Annotated in this window: 25 protein-coding genes; 4 read left to right on the forward strand and 21 right to left on the reverse strand. The window is 41.9% G+C overall.

Annotated elements, in window-relative coordinates; all coding sequences use genetic code 11:
* Positions 1-74 precede the first annotated feature (74 nt).
* From holB to yceD, 12 genes are all read right to left on the reverse strand, one after another.
* Positions 75-1,037 (reverse strand): DNA polymerase III subunit delta', encoded by a 963-nt coding sequence (holB, locus tag OCV27_RS10190; RefSeq protein WP_125323053.1) that lies wholly within the window; start codon positions 1,035-1,037, stop codon positions 75-77.
* Complete coding sequence (gene tmk, locus OCV27_RS10195) at positions 1,034-1,669, reverse strand: dTMP kinase (RefSeq protein ID WP_125323052.1); 636 nt, start codon at positions 1,667-1,669, stop codon at positions 1,034-1,036. The genes holB and tmk overlap by 4 nt, the downstream gene beginning before the upstream one ends.
* Complete coding sequence (gene mltG / locus OCV27_RS10200; protein ID WP_125323051.1) at positions 1,666-2,682, reverse strand: endolytic transglycosylase MltG; 1,017 nt, start codon at positions 2,680-2,682, stop codon at positions 1,666-1,668. Before mltG ends, tmk begins: the two co-directional genes overlap by 4 nt.
* Positions 2,679-3,482 carry an aminodeoxychorismate lyase gene (gene pabC / locus OCV27_RS10205; RefSeq protein ID WP_125323050.1) on the reverse strand — a complete coding sequence of 268 codons (804 nt, stop codon included), beginning with the start codon at positions 3,480-3,482 and terminating at the stop codon, positions 2,679-2,681. Before pabC ends, mltG begins: the two co-directional genes overlap by 4 nt.
* A gap of 77 nt (positions 3,483-3,559) precedes the next feature.
* Positions 3,560-4,804 carry a beta-ketoacyl-ACP synthase II gene (gene fabF / locus OCV27_RS10210; RefSeq protein ID WP_125323049.1) on the reverse strand — a complete coding sequence of 415 codons (1,245 nt, stop codon included), beginning with the start codon at positions 4,802-4,804 and terminating at the stop codon, positions 3,560-3,562.
* Between the two features lie 91 nt (positions 4,805-4,895).
* On the reverse strand, positions 4,896-5,129 hold the full coding sequence (acpP, locus tag OCV27_RS10215; protein WP_004406112.1) for an acyl carrier protein: 234 nt from the start codon (positions 5,127-5,129) through the stop codon (positions 4,896-4,898).
* 231 nt (positions 5,130-5,360) lie between these two features.
* On the reverse strand, positions 5,361-6,095 hold the full coding sequence (gene fabG / locus OCV27_RS10220; protein ID WP_171360390.1) for a 3-oxoacyl-ACP reductase FabG: 735 nt from the start codon (positions 6,093-6,095) through the stop codon (positions 5,361-5,363).
* A gap of 20 nt (positions 6,096-6,115) precedes the next feature.
* Complete coding sequence (gene fabD, locus OCV27_RS10225; protein WP_125323047.1) at positions 6,116-7,039, reverse strand: ACP S-malonyltransferase; 924 nt, start codon at positions 7,037-7,039, stop codon at positions 6,116-6,118.
* A 125-nt stretch (positions 7,040-7,164) separates the two neighbouring features.
* On the reverse strand, positions 7,165-8,115 hold the full coding sequence (locus tag OCV27_RS10230) for a beta-ketoacyl-ACP synthase III (RefSeq protein WP_125323046.1): 951 nt from the start codon (positions 8,113-8,115) through the stop codon (positions 7,165-7,167).
* A 5-nt stretch (positions 8,116-8,120) separates the two neighbouring features.
* A complete protein-coding gene (gene plsX, locus OCV27_RS10235) occupies positions 8,121-9,146 on the reverse strand; it encodes a phosphate acyltransferase PlsX (RefSeq protein ID WP_125323045.1) in 1,026 nt (341 codons plus the stop codon).
* Between the two features lie 9 nt (positions 9,147-9,155).
* Complete coding sequence (gene rpmF, locus OCV27_RS10240; RefSeq protein WP_125323044.1) at positions 9,156-9,326, reverse strand: 50S ribosomal protein L32; 171 nt, start codon at positions 9,324-9,326, stop codon at positions 9,156-9,158.
* A 31-nt stretch (positions 9,327-9,357) separates the two neighbouring features.
* Positions 9,358-9,882, reverse strand: coding sequence for a 23S rRNA accumulation protein YceD (yceD, locus tag OCV27_RS10245; RefSeq protein ID WP_125323043.1), 525 nt, complete (start codon positions 9,880-9,882; stop codon positions 9,358-9,360).
* A 152-nt stretch (positions 9,883-10,034) separates the two neighbouring features.
* Here yceD and OCV27_RS10250 point away from each other — a divergent pair, with 152 nt between their 5' ends.
* Positions 10,035-10,622: a Maf family protein gene (locus OCV27_RS10250; protein ID WP_125323042.1), complete on the forward strand. Its 588-nt coding sequence runs from the start codon at positions 10,035-10,037 to the stop codon at positions 10,620-10,622.
* Positions 10,623-10,638: 16 nt separating this feature from the next.
* Here OCV27_RS10250 and rluC read toward each other — a convergent pair whose 3' ends face one another.
* Positions 10,639-11,592 carry a 23S rRNA pseudouridine(955/2504/2580) synthase RluC gene (rluC, locus tag OCV27_RS10255; protein WP_125323041.1) on the reverse strand — a complete coding sequence of 318 codons (954 nt, stop codon included), beginning with the start codon at positions 11,590-11,592 and terminating at the stop codon, positions 10,639-10,641.
* Between the two features lie 564 nt (positions 11,593-12,156).
* Here rluC and rne point away from each other — a divergent pair.
* Positions 12,157-15,078, forward strand: a complete 2,922-nt coding sequence (gene rne, locus OCV27_RS10260) for a ribonuclease E (protein WP_125319799.1) — start codon at positions 12,157-12,159, stop codon at positions 15,076-15,078.
* A gap of 302 nt (positions 15,079-15,380) precedes the next feature.
* Complete coding sequence (locus OCV27_RS10265; protein WP_125319800.1) at positions 15,381-16,940, forward strand: SulP family inorganic anion transporter; 1,560 nt, start codon at positions 15,381-15,383, stop codon at positions 16,938-16,940.
* Between the two features lie 42 nt (positions 16,941-16,982).
* On the opposite strand, the gene rnd is transcribed toward OCV27_RS10265, so the two are convergent.
* The 8 genes from rnd to OCV27_RS10305 all read right to left on the reverse strand — a co-directional run bounded on the left by rnd (position 16,983) and on the right by OCV27_RS10305 (position 24,818).
* Positions 16,983-18,098 (reverse strand): ribonuclease D, encoded by a 1,116-nt coding sequence (gene rnd / locus OCV27_RS10270; protein WP_125319850.1) that lies wholly within the window; start codon positions 18,096-18,098, stop codon positions 16,983-16,985.
* Positions 18,099-18,286: 188 nt separating this feature from the next.
* A complete protein-coding gene (gene fadD / locus OCV27_RS10275) occupies positions 18,287-19,975 on the reverse strand; it encodes a long-chain-fatty-acid--CoA ligase FadD (protein WP_125319801.1) in 1,689 nt (562 codons plus the stop codon).
* 110 nt (positions 19,976-20,085) lie between these two features.
* Positions 20,086-20,943 carry an alpha/beta fold hydrolase gene (locus tag OCV27_RS10280; RefSeq protein ID WP_125319802.1) on the reverse strand — a complete coding sequence of 286 codons (858 nt, stop codon included), beginning with the start codon at positions 20,941-20,943 and terminating at the stop codon, positions 20,086-20,088.
* A complete protein-coding gene (locus OCV27_RS10285; protein ID WP_125319803.1) occupies positions 20,940-21,497 on the reverse strand; it encodes a Slp family lipoprotein in 558 nt (185 codons plus the stop codon). The genes OCV27_RS10280 and OCV27_RS10285 overlap by 4 nt, the downstream gene beginning before the upstream one ends.
* A 19-nt stretch (positions 21,498-21,516) precedes the next feature.
* On the reverse strand, positions 21,517-21,819 hold the full coding sequence (locus tag OCV27_RS10290; RefSeq protein WP_125319804.1) for a chromosome partitioning protein ParA: 303 nt from the start codon (positions 21,817-21,819) through the stop codon (positions 21,517-21,519).
* 20 nt (positions 21,820-21,839) lie between these two features.
* Positions 21,840-22,541: a tRNA (adenosine(37)-N6)-threonylcarbamoyltransferase complex dimerization subunit type 1 TsaB gene (gene tsaB, locus OCV27_RS10295; protein ID WP_125319805.1), complete on the reverse strand. Its 702-nt coding sequence runs from the start codon at positions 22,539-22,541 to the stop codon at positions 21,840-21,842.
* A gap of 12 nt (positions 22,542-22,553) precedes the next feature.
* Positions 22,554-24,479, reverse strand: coding sequence for a DNA repair helicase YoaA (locus tag OCV27_RS10300; protein ID WP_125319806.1), 1,926 nt, complete (start codon positions 24,477-24,479; stop codon positions 22,554-22,556).
* A gap of 138 nt (positions 24,480-24,617) precedes the next feature.
* Complete coding sequence (locus tag OCV27_RS10305; RefSeq protein ID WP_125319807.1) at positions 24,618-24,818, reverse strand: hypothetical protein; 201 nt, start codon at positions 24,816-24,818, stop codon at positions 24,618-24,620.
* A gap of 195 nt (positions 24,819-25,013) precedes the next feature.
* Between OCV27_RS10305 and purU the strand changes: the two genes are divergently transcribed.
* Positions 25,014-25,847 (forward strand): formyltetrahydrofolate deformylase, encoded by an 834-nt coding sequence (purU, locus tag OCV27_RS10310; protein ID WP_125319808.1) that lies wholly within the window; start codon positions 25,014-25,016, stop codon positions 25,845-25,847.
* Positions 25,848-25,893: the final 46 nt, after the last annotated feature.

Genomic DNA, 25,893 nt, shown 5'->3' on the forward strand with positions numbered 1-25,893 from the left:
CGCCTTTTCTATTACTTCGGCAATTCCCGAATGGTCACTTTTATAATCTAATTTATCTAGGTGACAGTGTGAATCTACGAACATACTTCTTCATTAAATTCGATTAACCAATCTAGAATCAACAGCTCACTATTTAGCCCTGTGTATTCTTTTAGCTGCTCAGTTAATCTACTCAAACTGCCTGATTGTTGATAAAGTCTCTCATAGCTTAAACAATCGGCCAGCGCTTTAGCACCAGGAGTAAGATAAGGCGCATCAAGTCCGAAATGAATTTTTTGCGCATCAGTAAGTAAGTACCAAACCCATTTTAGATGTTCTGCATGTGAACACGAAAGTAGTTTTGCCAGATTAGCAATATCACCATTGAGTTTTATATAATCTAAAAATTCTCTCTCGATTTGATGATATTTATCCCCCTGCTCTCGCTCAATAAAAGACTGAATGGCCATCGGCGCATTATCATTAATGTGTGCCACGTAAGCAGGAATTGCAGAAGAAACTTGTTTGCTTAACCACTCAAGCATAACTTGAGAAGAAGGTTTTGGGACCTGCCATCTTTGACAGCGACTAATCACTGTTGGCAATATCTGGTGAGGCTTGTAGGTAATGAGAAGAAACATACAAGTTTTTGAAGGCTCTTCAAGGGTTTTTAGTAAGGCATTGGCCGCAGATTCCGTCATAAACTCCGCAGGTTCAATCATAAACAAACGCATTCCAGACAATTGCGATGATTCCTGAGCTAGCCTGCTGCAGTTTCGAATTTGCTCAACAGTGATTGCTTTGCCTTCTTTTTCGGGTTTAAGCAAATGAAAGTCAGGATGATTACGCGCTTGCATTAATTGGCAGCTATGACACACACCACATGAATGACTGGTATAATTGCTACACATCACCGCACTACTAAATAAATTGACCAATTGCTCGGTACCTAAGCCTAGCTCAGAAATTAGTAGAGTCGTATTTGAAAAAGTGCCATGTTCTAGACCAAACTGCCATTTGCTCCAAATATTGTCTAACCATGGGTAATTAGGCGTCATGACTGCCGCTCTAGCCATTGACTTAATTTATTTTGTATGTCGTTCGCGACAGCACTAATGCTTTGTTCAGCATTAATGGTAATAACGCCATTATCGTTGGCCGCTAATTCTAAATAACGTTTTCTTGTTCGTTCAAAAAAGCTCATATCCATCTTCTCTATACGATCTAACTCTCCTCTACCTCTAGCTCGTGCAAGGCCTATTTGAGGATTGATGTCGAGATATATTGTTAAATCAGGTTTAAAGTCACCTAACGTTGTTTGCTTGAGCTCTAGTAACGCCTTTTGTGAAAGCTCTCGCCCACCACCTTGGTATGCTTGAGAAGACATATCATGCCTATCCCCAACCACCCAACTGCCCGAAGCTAAAGCAGGTTTAATCACGTTCTCGACTAACTGTACACGAGCAGCATACATGAGTAAAAGTTCCGTCATATCTTGCAGCTCTTCACCTTCATGCTCTTGCTTTACCAAAGTACGTAACTGCTCTGCTAAAGCTGTACCGCCAGGTTCACGCGTCTTTTGGATGCTTTTTACACCGGCACCCTCAAGAGTCTCAAGTATCGCTTTAATCGCAGTACTTTTCCCTGCACCTTCTAGGCCTTCGATAACAATGAATTTCGCTTTGTTCATTTGCTACTTCTTAACTTTTTTAAATAAGCTCGAACAGCTCGATTGTGTTCAGCTAAGGTTTTTGAAAAGACATGTCCGCCGTCACCACTAGCTACAAAATAGAGATAATTACTATCTTCAGGGTTAAGAGCTGCTTCAATAGACGCTTCGCCTGGCATAGCAATTGGCGTAGGTGGCAAACCAAAAATGGTATAGGTGTTGTACGGCGTTGGTGTTCGAAGATCTTTCTTGCGAATGTTACCATCGTACTTATCTCCCATCCCATAAATAACTGTTGGATCAGTTTGTAAACGCATACGTTTGTTAAGCCGATTGACAAACACGGCTGCTATACGCTGTCGCTCTGACTCAAGCGCTGTTTCTTTTTCGATGATAGACGCTAAAATCAATGCTTCATAAGGCGAATTAAGCGGTAGATTTTTGTGGCTCTGAGCCCACTGTTCCTCAAGTACTTGTTGCAACTGACTTGCTGCACGCTGAAATATATCGAGATCAGATGTACCCACAGTGTAATGGTAAGTTTCTGCTAGTAATAGACCTTCCAACTTCTTATTTTTTACACCGATTTGCTCTGCAATCTCAGCCTCACTTAAATCCGTGGTTCTATGCTCAAGGTGTGGTGATTGCTGTAATAATTCACGCCATTCCAAAAAGGTAGAACCTTCAACAAAAGTTATAGCAAACTGATGTTCTTTACCCGTTTTTAAAAGTTCTAGAGCTTGTTTTAATGTCATTCCCGGTATTAGAAGGTAGGTGCCCGCTTTAACTTCGGCCATTTCGGGATAAAACCTATGAACCAGGCTATTAAGTTTGCTTGTTTCAATCAATTGGTCCTGCGATAAACTCGACAGAACTCGATTAAAACTTTCTCCTGGATTGATGGTGTAAATTCTCTCTTGCTTTAATGTTAGAGTCTGGTTGATGAACAGTTCCATTTTCTGACCAATGTATACATAGCCAGCAATTGCAAACAATGCAACGCATACCAGCAACACGGTGACTTTTTTAATCACGAGTTAACCATCTCCTGAATTTGTTTTGTGATTGATCCTTTACAATAGATTTTCTCCCCAACCGAACCCACTGGTGCGACGCCAAGTAGCGAGTTGGAAACAAAGACTTCATCTGCATTAAACAACTCTTCAAGCGAGTATTGCCCAATCTTAACGTCTATTCGATTCTTAGACGCAAAGTCAATAATAACACGCTGCATTACTCCCTTTACGCCAGCATTAGAAAGGTCTGGAGTATAAATAACACCTTTCTTAACCCAAAAAATATTAGCTGATGTGGTTTCAATAACATTATTGTTAATATCCAGCGCAATACCATCAGGAAAACCTTCTTGTTCCATTTCAGCTTTCAGTAATACCTGTTCAAGCCGATTATTATGCTTATGGCCCGCGAGTAAAGGATTTAAACCAAGGCGTAAAGTGCATATACCTAGGCGAATTCCTTCGATAAGCCATCGCTCATAATGTACTGGGTAATTAAAGGCATTAATGGTAATACTGGGTGACATAACATGATTTGGGCTATATCCACGCCCACCTTCACCACGACTGATATGAAGCTTAAGACCAGACTTAGCATCAGCAATAATTGCTTTGCGCAACCAGCTCTCCACTTGTTGCCAATTGGGTGGTGTAATTCCAAGTAGTTCGAGGCAGGATTGCATCCTTGCCTTGTGTTTATCCCAATGTTGGACTTGGCTGTCTTTAATCAGCATAGTTGTGAAGCAACCATCCCCATATTGAAATGAGCGGTCACGCAACGAGATCATATCTGTAGCTTGTCCATTAACCCAATACATAGTTTCTACCTGTATATAAAGAAACGGCCTAATACAAATGCATTAAGCCGTTTTATCACAGATCTTTCAGCGACTCTTTAGATTTTTTTGAAAACCAAAGAACCGTTTGTTCCACCAAAACCAAATGAGTTGCAAATAGCGTACTCTGAATTAATTGGTTTTGAAATATGTGGGACGAGATCGATATCCTCTAGCCCTTCTTCACAATTATCTAAGTTGATGGTAGGCGGTACCATCTGATCAATAAGAGCCAAAATAGTAACGATAGCTTCAACAGAACCCGCAGCCCCCAAAAGGTGGCCCGTCATAGACTTAGTAGAAGAAACCTTAACCTGCTTGCAACCTTCTTCACCTAGAGCACGTCGAATACCCTTAGCTTCCGCAACGTCACCTGCTGGAGTAGAAGTCCCATGAGCGTTAACATAACCGACTTGCGAGCCAGTAATACCCGCATCACGCATCGCAGCTTCCATAGCTAAAGCACCACCAGAGCCATCTTCACTCGGAGAGGTCATATGATAAGCATCGCCAGACATGCCAAAACCGACAAGCTCGGCATATATTTTGGCACCACGAGCTTTAGCATGCTCATATTCTTCAAGCACAATAACGCCTGCTCCATCGCCTAGAACAAAGCCATCACGTTCTTTATCCCAAGGTCGAGAAGCTTTTTGAGGCTCATCATTACGAGTAGATAATGCTTTAGCCGCACCAAAACCAGCCATACCCAATGGTGTAGAAGCTTTTTCAGCACCACCGGCTACCATAGCATCGGCATCACCATAAGCAATCATACGAGCGGCATGGCCAATATTATGCAAACCAGTAGTACAGGCTGTAGAAATAGCGATATTTGGGCCGCGTAAGCCACGCATGATCGATAGGTTTCCCGCTACCATGTTAACGATAGTTGATGGGACAAAGAAAGGACTCACTTTTCGTGGCCCCTTTTCGACCAAAGCCGTATGGCCCGTTTCGATCAGGTCAAGTCCACCGATGCCTGAGCCAATTGCCACACCAACGCGCGCGGCGTTTTCGTGGTTAATTTCTAAGCCTGAGTCATCAATAGCTTGAATGCCAGCAGCAATGCCGTACTGGATAAACAAATCCATTTTACGAGCATCTTTTTTTGACATGTATTCAGTGCAGTCAAAATCCTTTACTAAGCCCGCAAAGCGGGTCGAAAAGTTTTCTGAATCAAAGTGCTCGATATTTACGATACCACTTTGACCTTCTAGCAGGGCCTTCCAGGATGATTCTACAGTGTTGCCGACCGGTGACAACATACCCATGCCAGTGACAACAACACGACGCTTGGACACGATTTTATTCTCCGGAATTGATGTGATTCTATGAAAAGGTATAGAAGAATTAAAAAAACACAGGCGGCCAGAAGGCCGCCTGGGAGAGATATTACTGAGCGCTGTTTACGTAGTCGATTGCAGCTTGAACAGTGGTGATCTTCTCAGCTTCTTCATCTGGAATCTCAGTGTCAAATTCTTCTTCTAGAGCCATTACTAGTTCAACAGTGTCTAGAGAATCAGCACCTAGATCATCAACGAATGAAGCTTCATTTTTTACTTCTGCTTCATCTACACCTAGTTGTTCAACAATGATTTTCTTTACGCGTTCTTCGATGTTGCTCATTTTTCTTTTCCTTTACAGATTTCGCTTAATGCGATGGTTCCGTAGTTTATTCGAACTATTGAAAGTTGCAAGTGGGGACTTGCTGGTCAAACCACAAATTTAGCGATTTTTACCGAAATTCAATACATTTTTGACTTATATCATGCACAATTCTTGTGCACATGGACGCTGGTCAACACAAACTATAGGCTATTTTGAGACAGCAAATAACCTATTTTGTTCAACTTAGCATCAAACCATATACATGCCACCATTAACGTGCAAAGTTTCGCCCGTAATGTAGGCAGCTTCTGGTGAAGCAAGAAACACAACCGCTGAAGCAATTTCACGCGGATCACCAAGGCGACCTGAAGGAACATTAGACAAAGTAGCAGCCCTTTGATCTTCATTTAGCATCTTAGTCATATCGGTTTCAATGAAACCAGGAGCGACAGTATTTATCGTCACACCACGAGAAGCAACTTCACGTGCCATAGACTTAGTAAAACCAATCACACCCGCTTTAGCGGCAGCGTAATTAGCTTGTCCTGCGTTACCCATAGTACCAACAACAGAGCCAATATTAATAATACGGCCTGAGCGCTTCTTCATCATACCACGAAGAACTGCTTTAGACATGCGGTAGATTGGAGTCAGGTTTGTATCGATGATGTCATTCCATTCATCATCTTTCATGCGCATAAGTAAGTTATCACGCGTGATACCTGCATTGTTCACCAAAATATCGATCGTTCCAAACTCATCATTAATATTTTTTAGAGTTGCTTCAATTGATTCGATATCTGTCACGTTTAGAGCTAAGCCCTTACCTTTTTCACCTAAGTAATCACTTATTGCTGCGGCACCACTTTCAGACGTAGCGGTACCAACGACTGTTGCACCTCTTTCTGCTAGAAGTTCAGCAATAGCACGGCCGATACCGCGGCTGGCGCCTGTCACTAAAGCGACCTGGCCTTCAAGATTCATCATATGTGTTTTCCTCAATATTACTTAGCAGCTTCAAGCGATGCGACATCATTAACCGCAGTGCCAGTGAGCGTCTTAACAATACGTTTCGTTAGACCAGTCAGTACTTTGCCTGGACCAAGTTCAAATAACTTATCTGCACCTTGCTCGTTCATAAGCTGAACGCTTTCAGTCCAACGAACCGGGTTAAACAATTGACGAACTAGTGCATCTTTAATTTTTTCTGGATCAGTTTCAGCAATAACATCAACATTATTGATTACTGGTATTTGTGGTGCATTAAACTCAATATCTTGAAGCGCAACCGCTAATCTATCGGCTGCTGGCTTCATCAAAGCGCAATGAGAAGGAACAGATACTGGCAGTGGCAATGCTCGCTTCGCTCCTGCTTCTTTACATAATACTCCGGCACGTTCAACCGCATCTTTACTGCCTGCAATAACTACTTGCCCTGGTGAGTTATAGTTTACTGGGGAAACAATGTCACCCTGCGCAGCTTCCGCACAAGCTTTCGTAATCGATTGATCATCAAGACCAATAATTGCGAACATAGCACCAGTGCCAGCAGGAACTGCTTGCTGCATTAATTGACCTCGTAATTCAACCAGCTTAATAGCTTGCTTAAAATCGAGAACACCAGCGCATACTAATGCAGAATACTCACCAAGACTATGGCCTGCAATGCTTTTTGGTTGCTCTAAACCTAGCTCTTGCCAAACTCTCCAAATTGCGACTGAAGAAGCGAGTAAAGCTGGCTGAGTGCGAAAAGTCTGATTTAAATCTTCAGCAGGACCATCTTGAACTAATGCCCAAAGATCGTACCCTAAAGCATCAGATGCTTCTGCAAATGTATTTTTTACTACATCATAGTGTTCACCAAGCTCTGCAAGCATACCAACAGCTTGTGAACCTTGGCCCGGAAATACGATAGCAAAATTGCTCATTTTATTTACCTTAAAAAGAAAATAATAAACAAACGATGCCTATTTCTAGAGGCTATCACCGTGCCATTTCATTCAGCAGGAAAAATAGGCTCTAGACATCAAAAATTTAGAAAGTTTATATTAGTCTAGAATTTAACTAGCGCGGACCCCCAAGTGAAGCCTCCACCAAAGGCTTCAAGCAAAAGAGTTTGACCTCGTTGAATACGCCCGTCACGCACTGCTTCATCTAACGCAGTTGGAACCGTCGCCGCCGAAGTATTACCATGTTTATCAAGCGTTATCACAACTTGATCAAGAGACATAGATAGCTTTTTGGCCGTTGCTGATATGATACGATAATTCGCTTGGTGCGGCACCAGCCAATCTAGCTCAGATTTGTGCATATCGTTGGCCTTCAGCGTATCTTTTACAAGATTTGAAAGCTGCGTAACTGCAACTTTAAACACTTCATTACCAGCCATATGCAACCATTTATTTGCATCTTTACCCCTTTCTGGTGCTTCAAGACTTAATAGCTCACCAAAACGGCCATCAGAGTATATATGGGTTGATATAATTCCAGGCTCTTTACTAGCACCCACCACTACAGCCCCTGCTCCATCACCAAACAAAATAATTGTTGAGCGATCGGTTGAATTGCATGTCTTGGACAAGGTATCAGAACCGATGACCAAAACATTTCTGCACATACCCGTTTTGATGTGTTGATCTGCTACAGAAAGAGCATAAATAAACCCCGAACAAGCCGCAGCAATATCAAAAGCAGGACAAGTAGAGCTGCCTAATTGAGCTTGAACCTGACAAGCTGAAGACGGAAATGCGTGGCTACTGCTGGTCGTCGCTACAATAATAAGGTCAATATCATCTATTCCAACCCCTGCCATTTCAATGGCATTGCGTGCAGCGATGGCTCCCATGTCTGCAACTGTTTCATTCTCAGCAGCAATACGCCTCTCTCGTATCCCAGTGCGAGCTACGATCCATTCATCACTTGTATCTACCATTTTCTCTAAATCTGCATTTGAACGCACTTGAGATGGCAGGTAGCTGCCTGTACCTAAAATTTTGCTATACATGAAGACTAATAATGCCTCTCGAGTAAAACCGCTTCCAAACGATCGCTAATACGGCTTGGTACCTGTCGTTTGACCTCGTGTAATGCCTCACCAATTGCATTGACAAGAGCATCTACATCAGCACTTCCGTGGCTTTTTATCACAATGCCGCGCAATCCTAGCAAACTTGCACCGTTATACTGGTCGGGGTTCAGTGTTTTTAGATCATTAAATAATCCAGAAAATAATTTTCTTGCAATCCAACCCTTTATTGACATGGCAATCATACTTGACCTCAGCTTGTCGATAAATATCTGCGCAGTACCTTCGCATGCTTTAAGGCAAATATTTCCCACAAAACCATCACAAACCACAACATCAGCGACATCAGCGAGTAATTGGTTACCTTCAATATAGCCAACAAAATTAACTGAGTTGGTCTGAGATAACATCTCGGCGCAACGCTTAACCAAGTCATTGCCTTTTATCTCTTCTGCACCTATGTTGAGAATCGCTACACGAGGGGGGCACTGCAGATATTGCTCAGCTAAAGCGCTTCCCATCACAGCAAACTGAAACAACGAATCTGCATCACTAGAAACATTAGCACCAAGATCTAACATCCAAGTTTGTGCACCAGAAACTGTGGGTAGTGCAGATATCAATGCTGGACGTTCAATACCGGGCAGTAATTTAAGCTTAAAACGTGAGAGAGCCATCAACGCACCTGTATTTCCACCACTAACACATGCATCGGCCTCCCCTTTTGCTACAGCATCAATAGCCAGAGACATCGAAGTGCCATCACTATGCCTTAGCGCTAAAGAGGGTTTTTCTGAATTAGAAATGACTCGGTCACTATGCTTAACGACCAAGCGGGTGTTAGGCTGATAACCAAGTGAAGATAATAACTCTGTGATCGTCGTTTGATCACCTGTGAGAATCACTTTTAGCTCTGGGAAATGCGACAGTGCCTGCACGGCGGCAGGCACTGTTACGCGAGGACCGAAATCCCCGCCCATTGCATCAAGTGCAACGGTTAGATTAGGCAAAGGTCAACCTTACTTATTGATAACCTTTTTGCCACGGTAGTAACCTTCAGCAGTTACATTGTGGCGTAGGTGTGTTTCACCTGAAGTCGTATCTACAGATAGTGCAGCTGTAGTCAGAGCATCGTGAGAACGACGCATGCCACGCTTAGAACGTGATTTTTTGCTCTTTTGTACGGCCATTGACCCTACTCCTATGTTAACTCTTAAAGAATTAATTCTTTAAGTTTTTTAAAACATCGAATGGATTCGGCTTTTCTTCCACAAGTTCTTCTGGAATTTCACCAAATACCAAGTTGTTTGATTGAACGCTACAATCCGCTTCACTGTGTTTTGCAATTTGAGGTAAGTTTAGAATGAACTCATCTTCAACTAACTGTATTAAATCAACTTCACCGTACTCGTTTAGATCTACCAAATCGTACTCTTCCGGTGCATTTTCTTCACTTTCTTCACAATAATATGGAGTATAAGTGAATTCAACTTCGCATTGATATGCGAAAGTCTCATTACAGCGTTGACACTCTAAATCAACTTCGATGTTAGCTTTACCAGAGATAACAACGAGTCGCTGTTCATCTAACTCAAATGACAACAACACCTGAGCGTCGCGTTTAACGCCTTCAACTGATTCGAACAAACGTTTAAAAAGGCTGACCTGAATAATACCATCAAGGTCTAAGCGTTTTTGTGCTGTTCGTGCCGGATCAACTGTTCGCGGTATTTTTACCTTTTGCATAGGGCGCGAATTCTATCTTCCTATTTAATCTTAGTCAAAGAAAAAGGACAAAAAGTTATAGTTTTTTTCATTGCTATCAAAACATCAACGACGGCAAGCTCAATATGATTTACTCTTTTGAATCCAAATGAAATCAATTGTAATCAAAAAATATGACACAGTACCAAGTTGTTTTAGCCTCTACGTCTAAATACAGGCAGCATTTACTGTCTAAACTTTCAATACCTTTCATCACTGCAGCTCCGAACTGCGACGAAACGCCTCTAAAAAACGAAAGCCCTGAACTTTTAGTCAAGCGTCTAGCTAAAACTAAAGCAGAGACTTGTATTGTCAACCAACCAAGTCTTATTATTGGCAGTGACCAAGTATGTGTCATTGAAGGGGAGATCATAGGCAAACCTCTCAATCGCCAAACAGCCATCGAGCAGCTTAACCGTCAAAATGGAAAAACAATTCAATTTTTTACAGGACTCGCTGTTTACAACACTGTTCAAAAGCAAACTCATGTCCATTTAGATACCTTCAATGTGCATTTTCGTCATCTAACACAGTCGCAAATAGAAAATTACGTTGATAAAGAAACACCCTATGATTGCGCAGGGAGCTTTAAAAGCGAAGGACTAGGGATTGCATTATTTAACAAGTTAGAAGGTAAAGACCCAAATACTCTTGTTGGCCTGCCGTTGATCGATCTCGTCGCTATGCTACAGGCACAAGGTTTAGATGTTCTACAACTCTGATATACCGACTTTGCATCTAACTCATGAGTTTGCGTAAGCCAGACAATACTTGTTCAAGCTTATTTTCCAGTGGGGCATTGATTTCCATCCATTGCTCATTTTCTGGATGCTGAAATTTTATATTTGCAGCATGCAGAAAAAGCCTGTCTAAGCCGATTTTTGCCATGTAGACGTCAAATCGGCTATCACCATAGCGATCATCTTTGGCTATTGGGTGCCCTGTATATTGAGTATGAACACGGATTTGATGAGTACGACCAGTAATTGGACTAGCTTGAATCAACGTCGCATCAGGAAATTTTTCGATAATTCTAAATCGCGTCTCAGAACTTTTACCTTGTGGGTTAACTCGCACGATACTGTTGATTTCATTTTTTAAAAGTGGTGCGGTCACCTTCTTACAACTGGATTTCCATTGCCCCATCACGAGCGCAAAATAATACTTTTGTACGGTTTTAGCTCGAAATTGAGCCTGAAGGTGACGAAGTGCAGACCGTTTTTTAGCAACCAACAATATGCCAGAAGTATCGCGATCTATACGATGCACTAGTTCAAGGAAACGTGCTTGGGGCCTCAATGCACGCAAAGCTTCAATAGCACCAAACTTTAGCCCACTTCCACCATGAACTGCTGTCCCCGACGGCTTATTGAGCACTAACAAATGATCATCTTCATAAATGATCATTTGTTCAAGTTCTGCCACCTTATTAAGCTTAGTGCTAATCGCTGAAGGTTCAGTTTGCTTTTCATCAATGGTTACAGGTGGTATACGTACCAAATCTCCTGCTTGGAGTTTATATTCAGCTTTGATGCGTTTTTTGTTTACACGGACTTCTCCCTTTCGCAAAATTCTATAAACTAGGCTCTTCGGGACATTTTTCAATTGATTACGTAAAAAATTATCTATACGTTGACCAGCCATATCTTCATCAATGTCGACAAACTGGACTTGGGTTCTAATTTCGCTCATTTAGTTATTCTATCACTGAGCAGCTTGTAAGTTCACGTTTTCTGCACAACAAATTATAAAATTCATCTTAAAGACTGAGTTTCACTAATGGCTAAACATGAAAATTCATCAAGATAATTATTGACTGCGGAAAAGGATGGATAATTGCTAACAATACAATCATTTAAAAATATATAAAATAGGTTTTTTAACCTTTTACAGCAAAGCAGATTGCTGAGTTTAATGGGTACTGCTATAGTTCACACCTGCGATGGATGATTAGGTCCTATTTTACTATAACCTAACCATCGTTGAGCAATGTATTGAGTAGCCGCTAGTTTAGTGAAATGCAGCATACGGCGTAAGACATTTTGAAAAATTAGTCAAGCTTGTTGCCCTACTCATAGAGCTTTCATGTTGAGTATTATCCGCCTTATAGCGGCTCACAAGGGAAAAACTTGTGAGGCTGACGTGTCCAAGAGCACCCCTCCAGCCGTGAGGCTGCACATATTTAGCCATGGGGTCAGGCACCTTGAAAGAGACGAAAAGGCAACAAAAGCCATAGAATGACAACGAGATTTATTAATGAAAAGAATGTTAATTAACGCAACTCAAAAAGAAGAGTTGCGTGTAGCTTTGGTTGATGGTCAAAGGTTATATGATTTAGATATCGAAAGCCCAGGACACGAATCTAAGAAAGCAAATATTTATAAAGGACGAATCACCCGCGTTGAACCCAGCTTAGAAGCTGCTTTTGTTGACTACGGAGCAGACAGGCACGGTTTCCTTCCTCTGAAAGAAATTTCTAGAGAATACTTTCCTGATGGATATACATATCAAGGTAGACCTAGCATCAAAGAGGTTCTCACCGAAGGTCAGGAAGTCATTGTTCAGGTAGAAAAAGAGGAGCGTGGCAGTAAAGGAGCAGCACTGACTACTTTTATTTCTCTTGCAGGTAGTTACCTTGTCTTGATGCCTAACAACCCTCGTGCTGGTGGTATTTCACGCCGTATAGAAGGTGACGAACGCACACAGCTTAAAGCAGCTTTGAGTACTCTGGACCTACCGCAGGGTATGGGGCTGATAGTTCGAACTGCAGGTGTTGGGAAAAGTGCAGAAGAGTTGGAATGGGATCTTAACGTCCTGCTCAACCATTGGGGCGCTATTAAACAGGCTTCAGAAGCTCACCCCGCCCCTCTGCTTATCCATCAAGAAAGCAATGTTATTGTGCGCGCTATTCGTGACTATTTACGTCGTGATATTGGTGAAATTCTGATTGATAGCAACACCATTCATGAACGAGCATTGGAGCATATTCGCCTTATTCGCCCTGACTTTGTCAATCGAGTCAAGAAATACGACGGTGAAATTCCTCTTTTCAGCCATTATCAAATAGAAAGTCAGATCGAATCAGCTTTTCAGCGTGAAGTTCGTCTCCCCTCTGGCGGCTCTATCGTTATCGATCCAACAGAAGCACTAACATCCATCGATATTAACTCTGCCCGTGCTACCAAAGGCGGAGATATTGAAGAAACTGCACTTAATACAAACCTTGAAGCTGCAGAAGAAATCGCGCGTCAGCTTAGGCTTCGCGATCTAGGTGGTTTGGTCGTTATCGATTTTATCGACATGACTCCAGTACGCCACCAACGTGAAGTAGAAAATCGTCTGCGTGATTCAGTGCGACTTGATCGTGCTCGGGTTCAAATTGGCCGCATATCTCGTTTTGGCCTTTTAGAAATGTCACGCCAACGGCTAAGCCCATCTTTGGCAGAGGCCAGTCATCACATATGCCCACGCTGTACTGGCACAGGTGTTGTTCGTGACAATGAATCTTTAGCTCTTTCCGTTCTTCGTCTCATCGAAGAGGAAGCGCTTAAAGACAATACAACACAGGTGCTTGCGGTTGTTCCAGTTCCTATCGCTTCTTACCTTCTTAACGAAAAACGTCGCTCAGTCAATCACATCGAGCGCATTCAAGAAGTTAAAATTACGGTAGTTCCAAATTCAGAGATGGAAACACCTCACTTCGACGTAATTCGTGTCCGCGAAGGAGAAGAATTTGATCTTCTATCTTACTTACTACCAAGTAAGCTAGATGAAATTAAAGAAGCTGAAGGTAGAGATGTAGTAGAAACCGACACTAAACCAAAGAAAGTTGAAGAGCCAGCACTCAAAGGTTTTGCTGCACCATCTCAATCGGCACCAGCCCCCAAACAATCACCAAAGGTATCTGGAAACATAGCTTCCAATCCTAACCAGCCTAGTTTGGTCACTAGATTGTTCAAAGCTGTTGGGTACTTCCTATTTGGTTCCCAAACAGAACAAAAACAATCAGACTCTAGGCAAGCTCAAGATACCAAACAAGATGAGCAGAGAAATAATCGTAATCATCGTAACCGTAACGACCAGCGCCGTCGTAATGGCCGCGATAGTCGTAAAGACAACCGAGATGAGAAACGCGATAACAATCGTAACAAACCGCAACGCGACCGTGACGAGTTGGTCTCTGATAGCAAAGTATCGGCAGTTGAGCATAAGCCGCAAAATCGTAAGCCTAAGCAAGAACGTCGTAATAAGCAACGGGACGATGTGAAAACAACCAAAGTCGCTGAAGAAGGGCTAAAACTTGCGGCTGAGGCACAGAATGATGATAAGCCAAAACGCACAGAAGAAAAAACAGCCAAAGTCAAAGAGCGCCGTCAACGCCGTAAGTTGACCAAGCAAATACGAACCAAAGACCAAAATGCTCAGTCAGTCACATCTGAAGAAGTAAAACAAGTTCAGGCTATTGCAGCTCAAGAAGCAGTAATAGAGAAAGCTGAAATAGTGTCAGATGAAGAAGCAGAACAACCTAAACAGCGCCGTAATCGTCGCTCACCACGTCACCTGCGAGCAAGTGGACAACGCAGACGCCGTGGCCGCGATCGTCGCCCTAACCCTTTCAGATTGCGTAAAGGCGGTGTTGCATCTCCAGAAATGGCGATGGGCAAGGTTATGCCAAGCTACGGTATAATTAAGCCACAACCAAAGCAGATTGAAGAGACAGTACCTAGCTTATCCGATAATGTACTTGGTGGTGTTGTGTGTCCTGAGATGGCAATGAGTAAAGTTATTGTTCACCCTACTAATGCTCTAGAGCAAGAAAAGATCGAACAGACACCTTCAGTAGAAACGATTGTTGAATCTGAAACACCTTCTTTAGAAGCGCAGGTTGAAGTATCTAATCAGCCAAAAACGCCAACAAAAGTGAATCCAGAACCGGTAAAAAAACAAGACGTTCTGAACTCTTCTGAAGATAAATCGCACTCTGATATTTTTATGCCTACAGCCTTTAAGGGCCATTCTTCGGCACCTATGGCAAAAGCACCAGGAAATACAGAGATGAAAGAAATTGCTGTCATTGCAGCACCTTTTCGTGAAACACGTTATTTACCTAAAGGTGCGGGTAGTCAAGCTGCTCGCAATAAATCAAGTGCAGGTATGACTAGACCCCACAGCTATTAGTCAGTTATACCTCGATAAATTAAACAGCCCCCTATGTGGGGCTGTTTTTTCTCTTTTTATACTTTTTACAGGACTGCAAGTCTGACTAATCATCAACATTAACATCCCGTATCTGAGTCATTATTGAACTTAATCATGCTTTTAGGTAGCATTCGTCTGGCCACTCTGAAGCTTTTGCTTAATTTCCGATACTCTTCTTTCATAGTATTTACTTACAAGAAGATTGAGTCAGAGCCTATACTTTTATCTATTAATTTATCGTTATCTGTTATCCGGATAACATTTAGCATAACTGAGCAAACATGTTTGAATTCCCTCAATTTTCAAAACACTCTGTAAAAAATGATGTATTGTCTGGTTTAACCGTTGCCCTAGCACTGGTTCCAGAAGCCGTCGCCTTTGCATTCGTTGCTGGCGTCGATCCTATGGTTGGACTCTATGCAGCCTTTATTGTTGGCCTAATCACTTCTGTTTTCGGTGGGCGGCCTGGTATGATATCTGGTGCAACTGGCGCAATGGCGGTAGTCATGGTATCACTGGTCGCTTCCCATGGAGTGCAGTACTTATTTGCCGCGATTATGTTGGCTGGTCTTCTTCAGGTCACGGCTGGAATATTTAAATTGGGTAAGTTTATCCGAATCGTGCCACATCCAGTGATGATTGGCTTCGTTAATGGTTTAGCGATTGTCATCTTCCTAGCTCAATTAGGCCAATTTAAAGCACCTGATATCAATGGTATACTCACTTGGCTACCCCAAGACCAAATGATGCTCATGCTTGGTTTGGTTGCTTTAACAATGGCAATCATTCACTTTTTACCCAAACTTACCACTTCAGTCCCATCATCACTTGTCGCCATTGTAACCGTCACAGCCTTAGTCGTAGGCTTGGACTTGGAAACTCGCACTGTTGTTGACTTTCTGCGCACTATGTCTGGAGACGATCAAGCGACTCTAGCAGGTTCTTTACCCACTTTCTCATTACCTATGATTCCATTGAATCTGGAGACTCTGCAAATCATTTTGCCTTACGCTATTATTCTTTCAGCTATTGGCCTTATCGAATCTCTCTTAACACTGACAGTACTCGACGAAATGACTAATACACGCGGGCAATCAAATCGGGAGTGTATCGGTCAAGGCATGGCGAATATTACCTGTTCGGTATTTGGCGCCATGGGTGGTTGTGCGATGATTGGGCAATCAATGATCAATGTAAATTCTGGTGGACGAGGTCGTCTCTCTGGTATTGTTGCTGCAAGTGCCCTGCTCATATTCATTTTATTTGCTTCAGCACTCATCGAGATGATCCCTCTTGCCGCACTTGTGGGAGTGATGTTTATGGTTGTTGTCGGCACCTTTGAGTGGGCAACCTTTAAACTAGCTCGTCGCGTACCAAAACAGGACTTCTTTGTAATCGTTCTCGTGACGGTTGTTACTGTTTTAACTGATCTTGCTATTGCTGTTGGAATCGGCGTCATCGCATCGGCTCTGATGTTCGCTTGGCAACATGCAAAACACATTTATGCAGAAACTGCCGTTAATACCGAAGGGTCAAAAGTGTATAAGATCCACGGGCCAATTTTCTTTGGTTCTACTGCTAACTTTCTCGAGTTATTTGATGCTAATAATGATCCAGTGGACATCATTGTTGACTTTGCAGACTCAAGAGTTACGGATCACTCAGCCATCGAAGCCATCGAGACACTGGCTGAAAGGTATTCCTCTGTCGGGAAAACGCTACATTTACGTCATTTAAGCCCAGACTGCCGTAAATTACTCGATAAAGCTGGAAGCTTAGTGGAGATAAACGTCAAAGAAGATCCTAGCTATAAAGTAGCAACTGATGTACTAGCAGGTTAATCCAAGAAGGGCTTTCAAATGAAAGCCCTTCTTTAATTTTCTTTAGAGAAGCTTATTCAATTTTTCACCAAGCAGATCCAAACGCCAACCCTGCATTACATCAGGTATCTGGGCTGGATCTCGATTCTTCTTCCAAACCCAACTAATAATTTGATTTAGCTGCTTTTTAGATGCAAGAAACTCACTCGCTAAGCCCGATGATTGCGACACTTTTTTGACTTCATCTTTAAGCACCTTAAATTTCTGTTTATAACTTGGCATATCCATTAAACGTTCAATTTTGTTCGGGTAGTTTTCACCAGACTGCATTCGTGCAGATTTCACGATTGATATGATTCTTGCGCTGTGTCGATCAACTGAACGGCTATCTAGCCCTTCACATCCCATGCTTTCTTTGCTTTGTAGCCCCAATTTGGCAATGGTAAGTAGATCATTTTCTTTGAATATAAAATTCAAAGCTAAATCACGGCGTATTGCTTCTTTGTACCTCCATGCTGCTAGAGGTTGCAAAATTGCCAACTCTTTTGGTTTCAGCTGCCAAGCTCCTTTAATATCAAGATAAACAATCTCAGGATCAATGTTTTTTATACGTTTGGCTGCCAATAAATCGCTTTCTTGCTGTGCTGCTTCCCACCAGCCTGATTGGTTAATAGCAGCAAACAACTTTTCATATAATGGCAGCAAATAAAAAACATCCGCAGCAGCATATTCAAGCTGCTTGTTGGTTAGTGGTCTCGCTAACCAATCAGTACGAGACTCACTTTTGTCTAGTTCAATACCTAGATACGATTCAACTAGAGCCGCAAAACCTGTCGATAGGCCATGGCCCAAAAATGCAGCCATTATTTGAGTATCCACCATTGGGTAAGGAAGACAGTTGAAACTGTTTTTAAATACTTCCAGATCCTCTCCACAAGCATGTAGTACTTTAAGCACTGATGTGTCAAGCAAAAGTGCATTAAAAGCCGACATATCGTCAATTACAGTCGGATCAATTAGACAAAGTTGCTTACCATCATATAACTGAATAAGCCCAAGTAGTGGGTAAAATGTACGAGTCCTTACAAACTCTGTATCCAACATAACAAAGTCAGCTTTTCTTGCCTGCTGACACACTGTATTTAACTGTTCTGATTGGGTAATGATTTGATAATCCACAACACTCTCACTGTGAGTATTAAGGTGTGTTGCCATTGATTTTGAATGCATCAACACGCCCTAGAGTCTATAAATAAAAATGCCGACTGATTATAGCCGGCACTTTATCACCAATGTCCACTTATTCTCTGCAATGCCATTTTACAGACTAAATAGCTAAATATTTGGTTCTCTTTTTATATTTGAATTTAGCTAACTTTATCGAGTTTTGCATCATTCTCTTCACGCAAAATACGCCGTAATATCTTACCAACATTCGTTTTCGGTAATTCGTTTTTGAATTCGACCAGCTTAGGTACCTTATAACCTGTCATATGTTCACGGCAATGAGCAATTACCTCGTCTTTAGTCAAGCTAGAATCTTTCTTTACGACAAAGACCTTGACAACTTCCCCAGAAACCTCATGAGGCTGACCTATGGCGGCGACCTCCAAAACTTTACCATGCAATGCAACGACATCTTCAATTTCATTTGGGTAAACATTAAAGCCAGATACTAAAATCATATCTTTCTTACGATCAACAATGTGGATCAGGCCTTGTTCATCAAACTTGACTATATCACCCGTTGATAGCCAACCATCAGCATTAATTACTTCTTTTGTCGCTTCTGGTCGCTGCCAGTACCCTTGCATCACCTGAGGACCACGCACTTGAAGCTCCCCTACCTGTGTATTAGGTAGTTCATTCCCTTGCTCATCAACGATACGAACATCAGTTGAAGGCACAGCTACCCCAATAGCACCTGTGTATTCTCCCATATCATGCGGATTAACGGTTACCAAGGGAGAGCATTCGGTTAGTCCATAACCTTCAAAAAGATGAATACCTGTCGTTTTCTTCCATTGTTCTGCTACACCTCTCTGCACAGCCATTCCACCGCCGATAGCCAATTTTAATTGGCTAAAATCAAGTTCGTGAAAATCTTCATTATTCAGTAGTGCATTGAACAAAGTATTAACACCTGTTAGTGCCGTGAAGTGATTTTTCTTTAGTTCTTTGACAAAGCCAGGTATATCTCGTGGATTTGTAATTAGCAGGTTACTACCCCCGAACTCTAAGAATAATAAGCAATTTACCGTTAAAGCAAAGATATGATAAAGAGGGAGGGCGGTGACTACCACTTCCCTACCCTCATCAAGAACAGGGCCATACATACCTTTAGCTTGCATTATATTAGCGATCATATTTCTATGAGTCAGAATGGCACCCTTTGCAACTCCAGTTGTCCCACCCGTATATTGTAAAAATGCAATATCATCTCCAGACATGAAAGGCTTAACGTATTGGAGACGGCGACCTTTGTGTAAGGCCTTTCGCATTGAAATCGCACCAGGTAAGTCATACTTAGGCACCATACCCTTAACGTACTTCACAACAAAATCAACCAAAGTTCCTTTTGCTCGTGGAAGCATCTGGCCTAAACTGGTTAACACCACATGTTTGACCAATGTTCTATTTACTACCTGTTCAAGAGTATTAGCAAAATTTGAAACTATGACAATTGCTTTAGCCCCTGAGTCATTTAACTGATGCTCTAATTCACGCGGTGTATAAAGAGGATTTACATTGACGGCTATTAGGCCAGCTCGTAACACACCAAATAAAGCAACAGGATATTGCAAGAGATTGGGCATCATCAAAGCAACCCGGTCACCCTTCTTAAGTTTTAGTTCATTCTGTAGGTATGCAGAAAAAGCTCGGCTGCGCTCTTCAAGTTTACGGAAAGTCATTACCGAGCCCATATTAATGAAAGCTGGTTGATCTGCAAACTTGTGCACCGACTGTTCAAACATTTCTACTAGAGACGGGTATTGCTCTGGATTGATGTGCTCTGGCACATCACTAGGATAACGAGATAACCAAGGTTTATCCACGATAACACTCCTCGAAATAAGCTGGCTGTTGTCGATAAAACACCGCATGTTAATAAGCAAGCATTACAACACAAGCAAGCAGCCAGAGCACGAAAGGCTCAAACGCTTGTTTAAATTTTGTTAACTAAAGCAAAAATCAGATCAGATACTCTAGAAGGAGCTTGTAGGTGACAATGATGGCCACCTTCAACTGTAACAATTTCAATTAATTGTCGCTCTCCTTGCTGTTTTTTCTTCAGATAAGGAAAACCTTTTTCACCTAAAACAACCAAGTGAGGGCAAGTAATCTGCTGTCGAATCGACTGAGCATGTCGATGGGACATCCGGTACAAAGACTGACTTTGTAACTTTTCATCATGATGCCATTGCCAACCTTCTGTCGTTTTCTTTAGGCCTCTTAATACAATAGGCTTGATAAGTTCAGCAGGAATTTGGTTAATCTTAGATCTAACTTCAATGGCATCATCTTGTGACAAAAATGCTCGACTCGGTCTATTGCGAATTCTCTGGCGGCTCAAGACTCCTTCTCTCAAACGAGAGACGGTTTGGCTACTATCTTCGGACAAAGGTCCGCGTCCTTCTATCTCAACTAATCCATTAATTTGCTCAGGGAAAGCAGCACTATAGCAACTTGAAATCAAAGCACCAAGCGAATGACCGACTAACACCAACCTATTTGGCGATAAATCAGACAAAAATTGATATATATCGTCAATATGATCATGAAATGGGTAAAAATTATTGCCCAACTTATGACTAGATTTACCGTGGCCTGAAAGGTCTATTGCACAGAGGTGAAGAGTAGGATCCATATCATGCAACGCTCTCATCACAGACTCAAAGCTAGCCGCATTGTCCAACCACCCATGTATAAATACCACTGAGCGTTTTGCTAAATGACTGTAACCGCATTCAACAGCGGTCAAATAGCCTTCAGATAGGGAATACCGAGTATCTCTTAATCTCATTTTACTTCTTGGATAACCACTCCTTGCTGAGTACCTCGGATAATTTCTCGACAATAAAGACCGCGACAAGAATATTTACTGGGACCAAAATCATTGTGGATAACAACACGTTCCTCAATTCTCCACAAGTGGTAGCTTTTCACTTTCATCACCGGAAAATCGTAGCTATAGTCACCAACCGTCGCAGTTTCTTGACGGTCACTATCACCAAGTAAAGTAATCAAACGACCTTCAGCGAACTTTACAGGGTCAGCAAAACCTTCTAAATATCCCACGAAACGCCCTTGGGGCTCTTGATTTATATCTGGTTTACCACTTGAACCAATCGGCAAGTTAACCACTTCGATTCTGGTCTTATTTTTTAGGTTTTTTACACTCGCAATCACACCTCCTAAACGAAGTTCCTGTGTGACATCAAGTGTTGCATTCCAAGCTGAATAATTGGTTTGTAGGTTCTGGTTAGTCGATACCAAGCCCTCAGGCAAAGTACTACAGGCACCGATTCCAAATAGCAAAAAAGCCAGTACAGAAAATTTAAATATTTTTGATTTCATAGCTAATCTATCAACAATGTTAAATATAAAGATCGACACCCAAGAGTTGCGATAACTCCTCTCGTTTCGATTGATTCATCACATCCATATACTCTTGCAGTGCTTTTCTTCCTTGTCCTTCAGGAAAATCATACTGCAGTTGAGCCTTATGAATATCTGACTCGTGAACATGACGGATGGACTGTGCCACTGCATTAGCCACTTTGCTTGGCTGTCCAACAGATGGATTATCCTGAGATTTTTTTACTCCGCCTTTTGTTCCAGTTTTATTGGCTTTGTTGGGCCCTGAAACTGATGGAGGTAATCCATTAATAGAAACCATACTCTCCGTCTTGTAACCTCTTATTCTCTACCAGGTAGCTTCTTCCATGCAACTTTGTCACGTAAATAGACAGGGCTTGCATCTTCAACAGTGACTATATTATCCTTTTCAAATTCAAATTTTGCCAACAAAGCAATATCTTCAGCATCAGGGTACAATGCATTTCCTTGAATCACTTCAAACTGAACTTTGTCTAGTTCATCTGGATATGCGCCCCAACCGGTTCCAGCTTTCATCCAAGTAAAATCATCTGCTTGACTGTTATCAGCTAGTATAGCTGGTGGAATAACTACTTCTTCATCAATAGAGCACCAAGTGCCATCTTCTTGACGTGCAAATCGTCCCCAATAAACTTCACTCATCCGAGCGTCAATTGCACAAGCAACATGGGTTGCTCCCATATTACGAAAACTACCTTGTGCCATCGCTTGTAAAGTTGAAATACCAATCATCGGGAGTTCAGCTCCAAACGCTAAACCTTGTGCAATACCGATGCCAATACGCACTCCTGTAAAACTACCTGGACCACGCCCATATGCCAGAGCATCTAGGTCAGTTAGCCTAAGACCAGCTTCTTTTAGTACTTCATCCACCATTGGCAGAATTTTTTTAGTGTGATCGCGTGGTGCTACTTGTCTGCGAACATAGACACAATCGTTAACAAGTAGTGCAACAGAACAATTTTCTGTCGCAGTATCTAAGGCGAGAATTTTTGCGCTCATTGGTTTCTCTAACTATTCGTTTGTTTCTGATATTTGTACAAGGAAATCCTGCACGACTCCTAAATCCCGAGTTCGAGGAATGGGCGGTAAGCTGGCAAGAAATACCCCACCGTAATCACGAGTGACCAAGCGATTATCACAAATGATCAACGCACCTTTATCTCTCTCATCACGGATCAAACGCCCAACGCCCTGTTTCAACGTAATTACCGCTTCTGGTAACTGAACCTGAGAGAATGGCTGACCACCTTTTAACTGGCAATCCTCTATTCTCGCCTTTAGTAAGGGATCATCCGGAGCAGTAAAAGGCAACTTGTCGATAATAACACAGCTAAGGGCATCACCTCTAACATCAATCCCTTCCCAAAATGCTCCTGTTGCGACGAGTAAAGCGTTACCCAACTCCATAAACTCTTTTAGTGTTCTCTGTTTACTTGTCTCACCTTGCATTAGCACTGGAATAGATAAAGTATTGCGAAACCTCTCCCCCAGTTCCTTCATCATACTGTGAGAAGTACAAAGAAAAAAGCATCGCCCTTGGTTCTTCTCGATAACAGGTCCTAGCATAGAGGCTAACTTATCTGCCATTTGAGGACTGTTGGGTTCAGGCAAGTAGCGAGGAACACATAACCTTGCTTGGCTTTGGTAATCGAACGGGCTAGCAAGCACTAATTCCATATCTGGATGCAAACCAAGCCGAGACGTGAAATGCTCAAAATCACCTCTAACTTCAAGCGTAGCCGACGTAAATACCCATGCGCCACTCGCCTGTTCGATCTGCTCTTTAAATTTTTCTGCAACCGACAAAGGCGTAATATGTAAACAAAAATGACGCGGAGTAGTCTCATACCAGTATGAGTATCCCGTTATAGAAACGTCACAAACTCTAACTAGACGCGCTTGGATAGTACTCGCCCGATCATAGGCTGTGTCCAGCAATTGACTTCGGCCAAGCGCTAATTTGAGTACATCAAGGCAAAAATCCAGTGTATCACGCAGGCGTTGAAGCTCTTTTTTAATAGCAGGGGACGCTAACGCTTCACGCCAGTTACCTCGAAAACTTGTTTCCCCCAAAGTGATTCTGAGGTCCATTGCACTTTGCAACAACTTCTCGCCCACTTTTTGCAACTGGCGCATATCTTTCGCTTCTGTTCGATAACCTATTTCTATGTCCTTAGATAATTCTTGGATCTGACGACTGGACAAAGACTGCCCAAAATAATGGCTAGCGATATCAGGTAACTGATGCGCTTCATCGAATATAAAAATTTCAGCTTCAGGAATTAATTCTCCAAAACCCGTTTCTTTTATTGCCAAGTCCGCCAAAAATAGATGATGATTTACCACTACCACATCAGCATCCATCGCTTTTTTGCGAGCTTTAAGAACAAAACAATCTTGGTAGCTAGAACACTCTTTCCCCAAACAATTATCATTAGTTGAAGTAATGGTTGGTATAACTAAGCTGTCTTCCGCAATTTCGTTACACTCGCCAAGATCACCGCTTTTTGTTTCACTTGACCAAGCTCGTACTTTAACCAATTGACTAAGTAGAACGGTATCGGCACGATCACTATGGCTTTCAACCATTTGTCGGCTTAAACGGTCAAGACATAAATAGTTAGCTCGACCTTTTAAAAGTGCAACCTGGCCACAAAAACCAAGAGCATCAATCATTAAGGGTAGATCTCGATGAAATAATTGCTCTTGAAGGTTTTTTGACCCAGTACTAATAATCGTTTTTTTACCACTTTGAAGTGCTGGCACGAGGTAAGCAAAAGTTTTACCGGTTCCTGTACCAGCTTCAATCACCATTTGCTGGTTAGCCTGAATCGCAGCAGAAATTGCTTCAGCCATTTCCAACTGAGCTTTTCTAGGTTGAAAGCCTTGGATTACTTTGCCTAAAGCACCATCGGCAGAAAAAGTCTTTGAAATCATCAACAAGAAAATACGGGGGTAAGATAAGATAAACGGAGATTATGTCAGGTTCATTAGAGGGATGCGAACTAATTAAAGCACAAGTATTCTTACCCGCCTTAATATCTGTGAGACGGGTTGAATTATTTGTATAAGCACTCAACGTCGATTCAAATAACGCGACAACCAAGCAGGCCCTTCAAAGTCATTTTGGCCATCAGTCATTGCACGAACGGCTTCACTCGGCGAAGCTTTGTTTTCCCACATTTCGTTGAGAAGTTCTTCATTCAGTTCTTGATCACCAAGTAGTGCACTCACTCTTTCCGAATACAACTTGCGTGCGAGTAGATCTCTATCCATATGTACCACCTTTTGGGCTGAGATCTGGCAGTTTCAATAAAAATTTATCAAACCAAACGGTTAACTAGGATTAATAGTTGAAACTGACACAACATTAGGATAATTGTAGCTGATATTATTCAGGCTGCTTGTTTGTTTGGCCCAAAACATTAATTTCATACCACAAAAAAAATAATTCACGGAAATTTTAACCCAATGGAAAAGAAAATACTGCTAACTCACTGCAAAGATGCTTCAGGGCTTATATCTAAAGTCACTAACATCTGCTACAAGCATCAGCTTAATATTATTCACAACAACGAATTTGTCGACAATACGAGTGGTCACTTTTTCATGCGTACCGAGCTACAGGGGTACTTTAACGACAATATACTCCTTAACGAACTTGACCAAGCTTTGCCGCAAGGCGCGTCACGAAAGTTAATCGGTCCTAATCGGAAACGTATATTAGTTATGGTAACAAAGGAAGCACATTGTCTTGGTGATATTCTGATGAAAAGCTACGATGGCAGCCTAAATGTCGATATTGCCGCTGTAGTAGGTAACTACGATACACTTCAGTGTCTAACTGAGAAATTTGACATACCCTACCATCATGTCTCACATGTAGGATTAGATAGAGAAGAACATGAGCAAAAGCTGCTTGAAATTATCGAGCAGTATAATGCAGATTATCTTGTTCTAGCTAAATACATGCGAGTGCTAACTCCACCTTTTGTTGAAAAATACCACCATAAAATCATTAATATCCACCACAGTTTCCTACCTGCATTCATTGGCGCTAAACCCTATCAGCAAGCGTATGATAGAGGTGTGAAAATAATTGGTGCAACTGCACATTTTGTTACTAACGACCTCGATGAAGGCCCGATCATCAAACAAGATGTCATCCCTGTAGACCATAATTTTAGTGCGCAAGATATGGCGCAAGCAGGTCGTGATGTAGAGAAAAGCGTATTGAGTAAAGCCCTAAATAAAGTGATTAATGATCATGTTTTTGTGTTTGGAAACAAAACTGTAATACTCTGAGCAATAAATTTGAACACAACATATGAAGACCTCATTAGTAAGGTCT

Source organism: Vibrio pectenicida (assembly GCA_024347015.1).
GTDB lineage: Bacteria > Pseudomonadota > Gammaproteobacteria > Enterobacterales > Vibrionaceae > Vibrio > Vibrio pectenicida.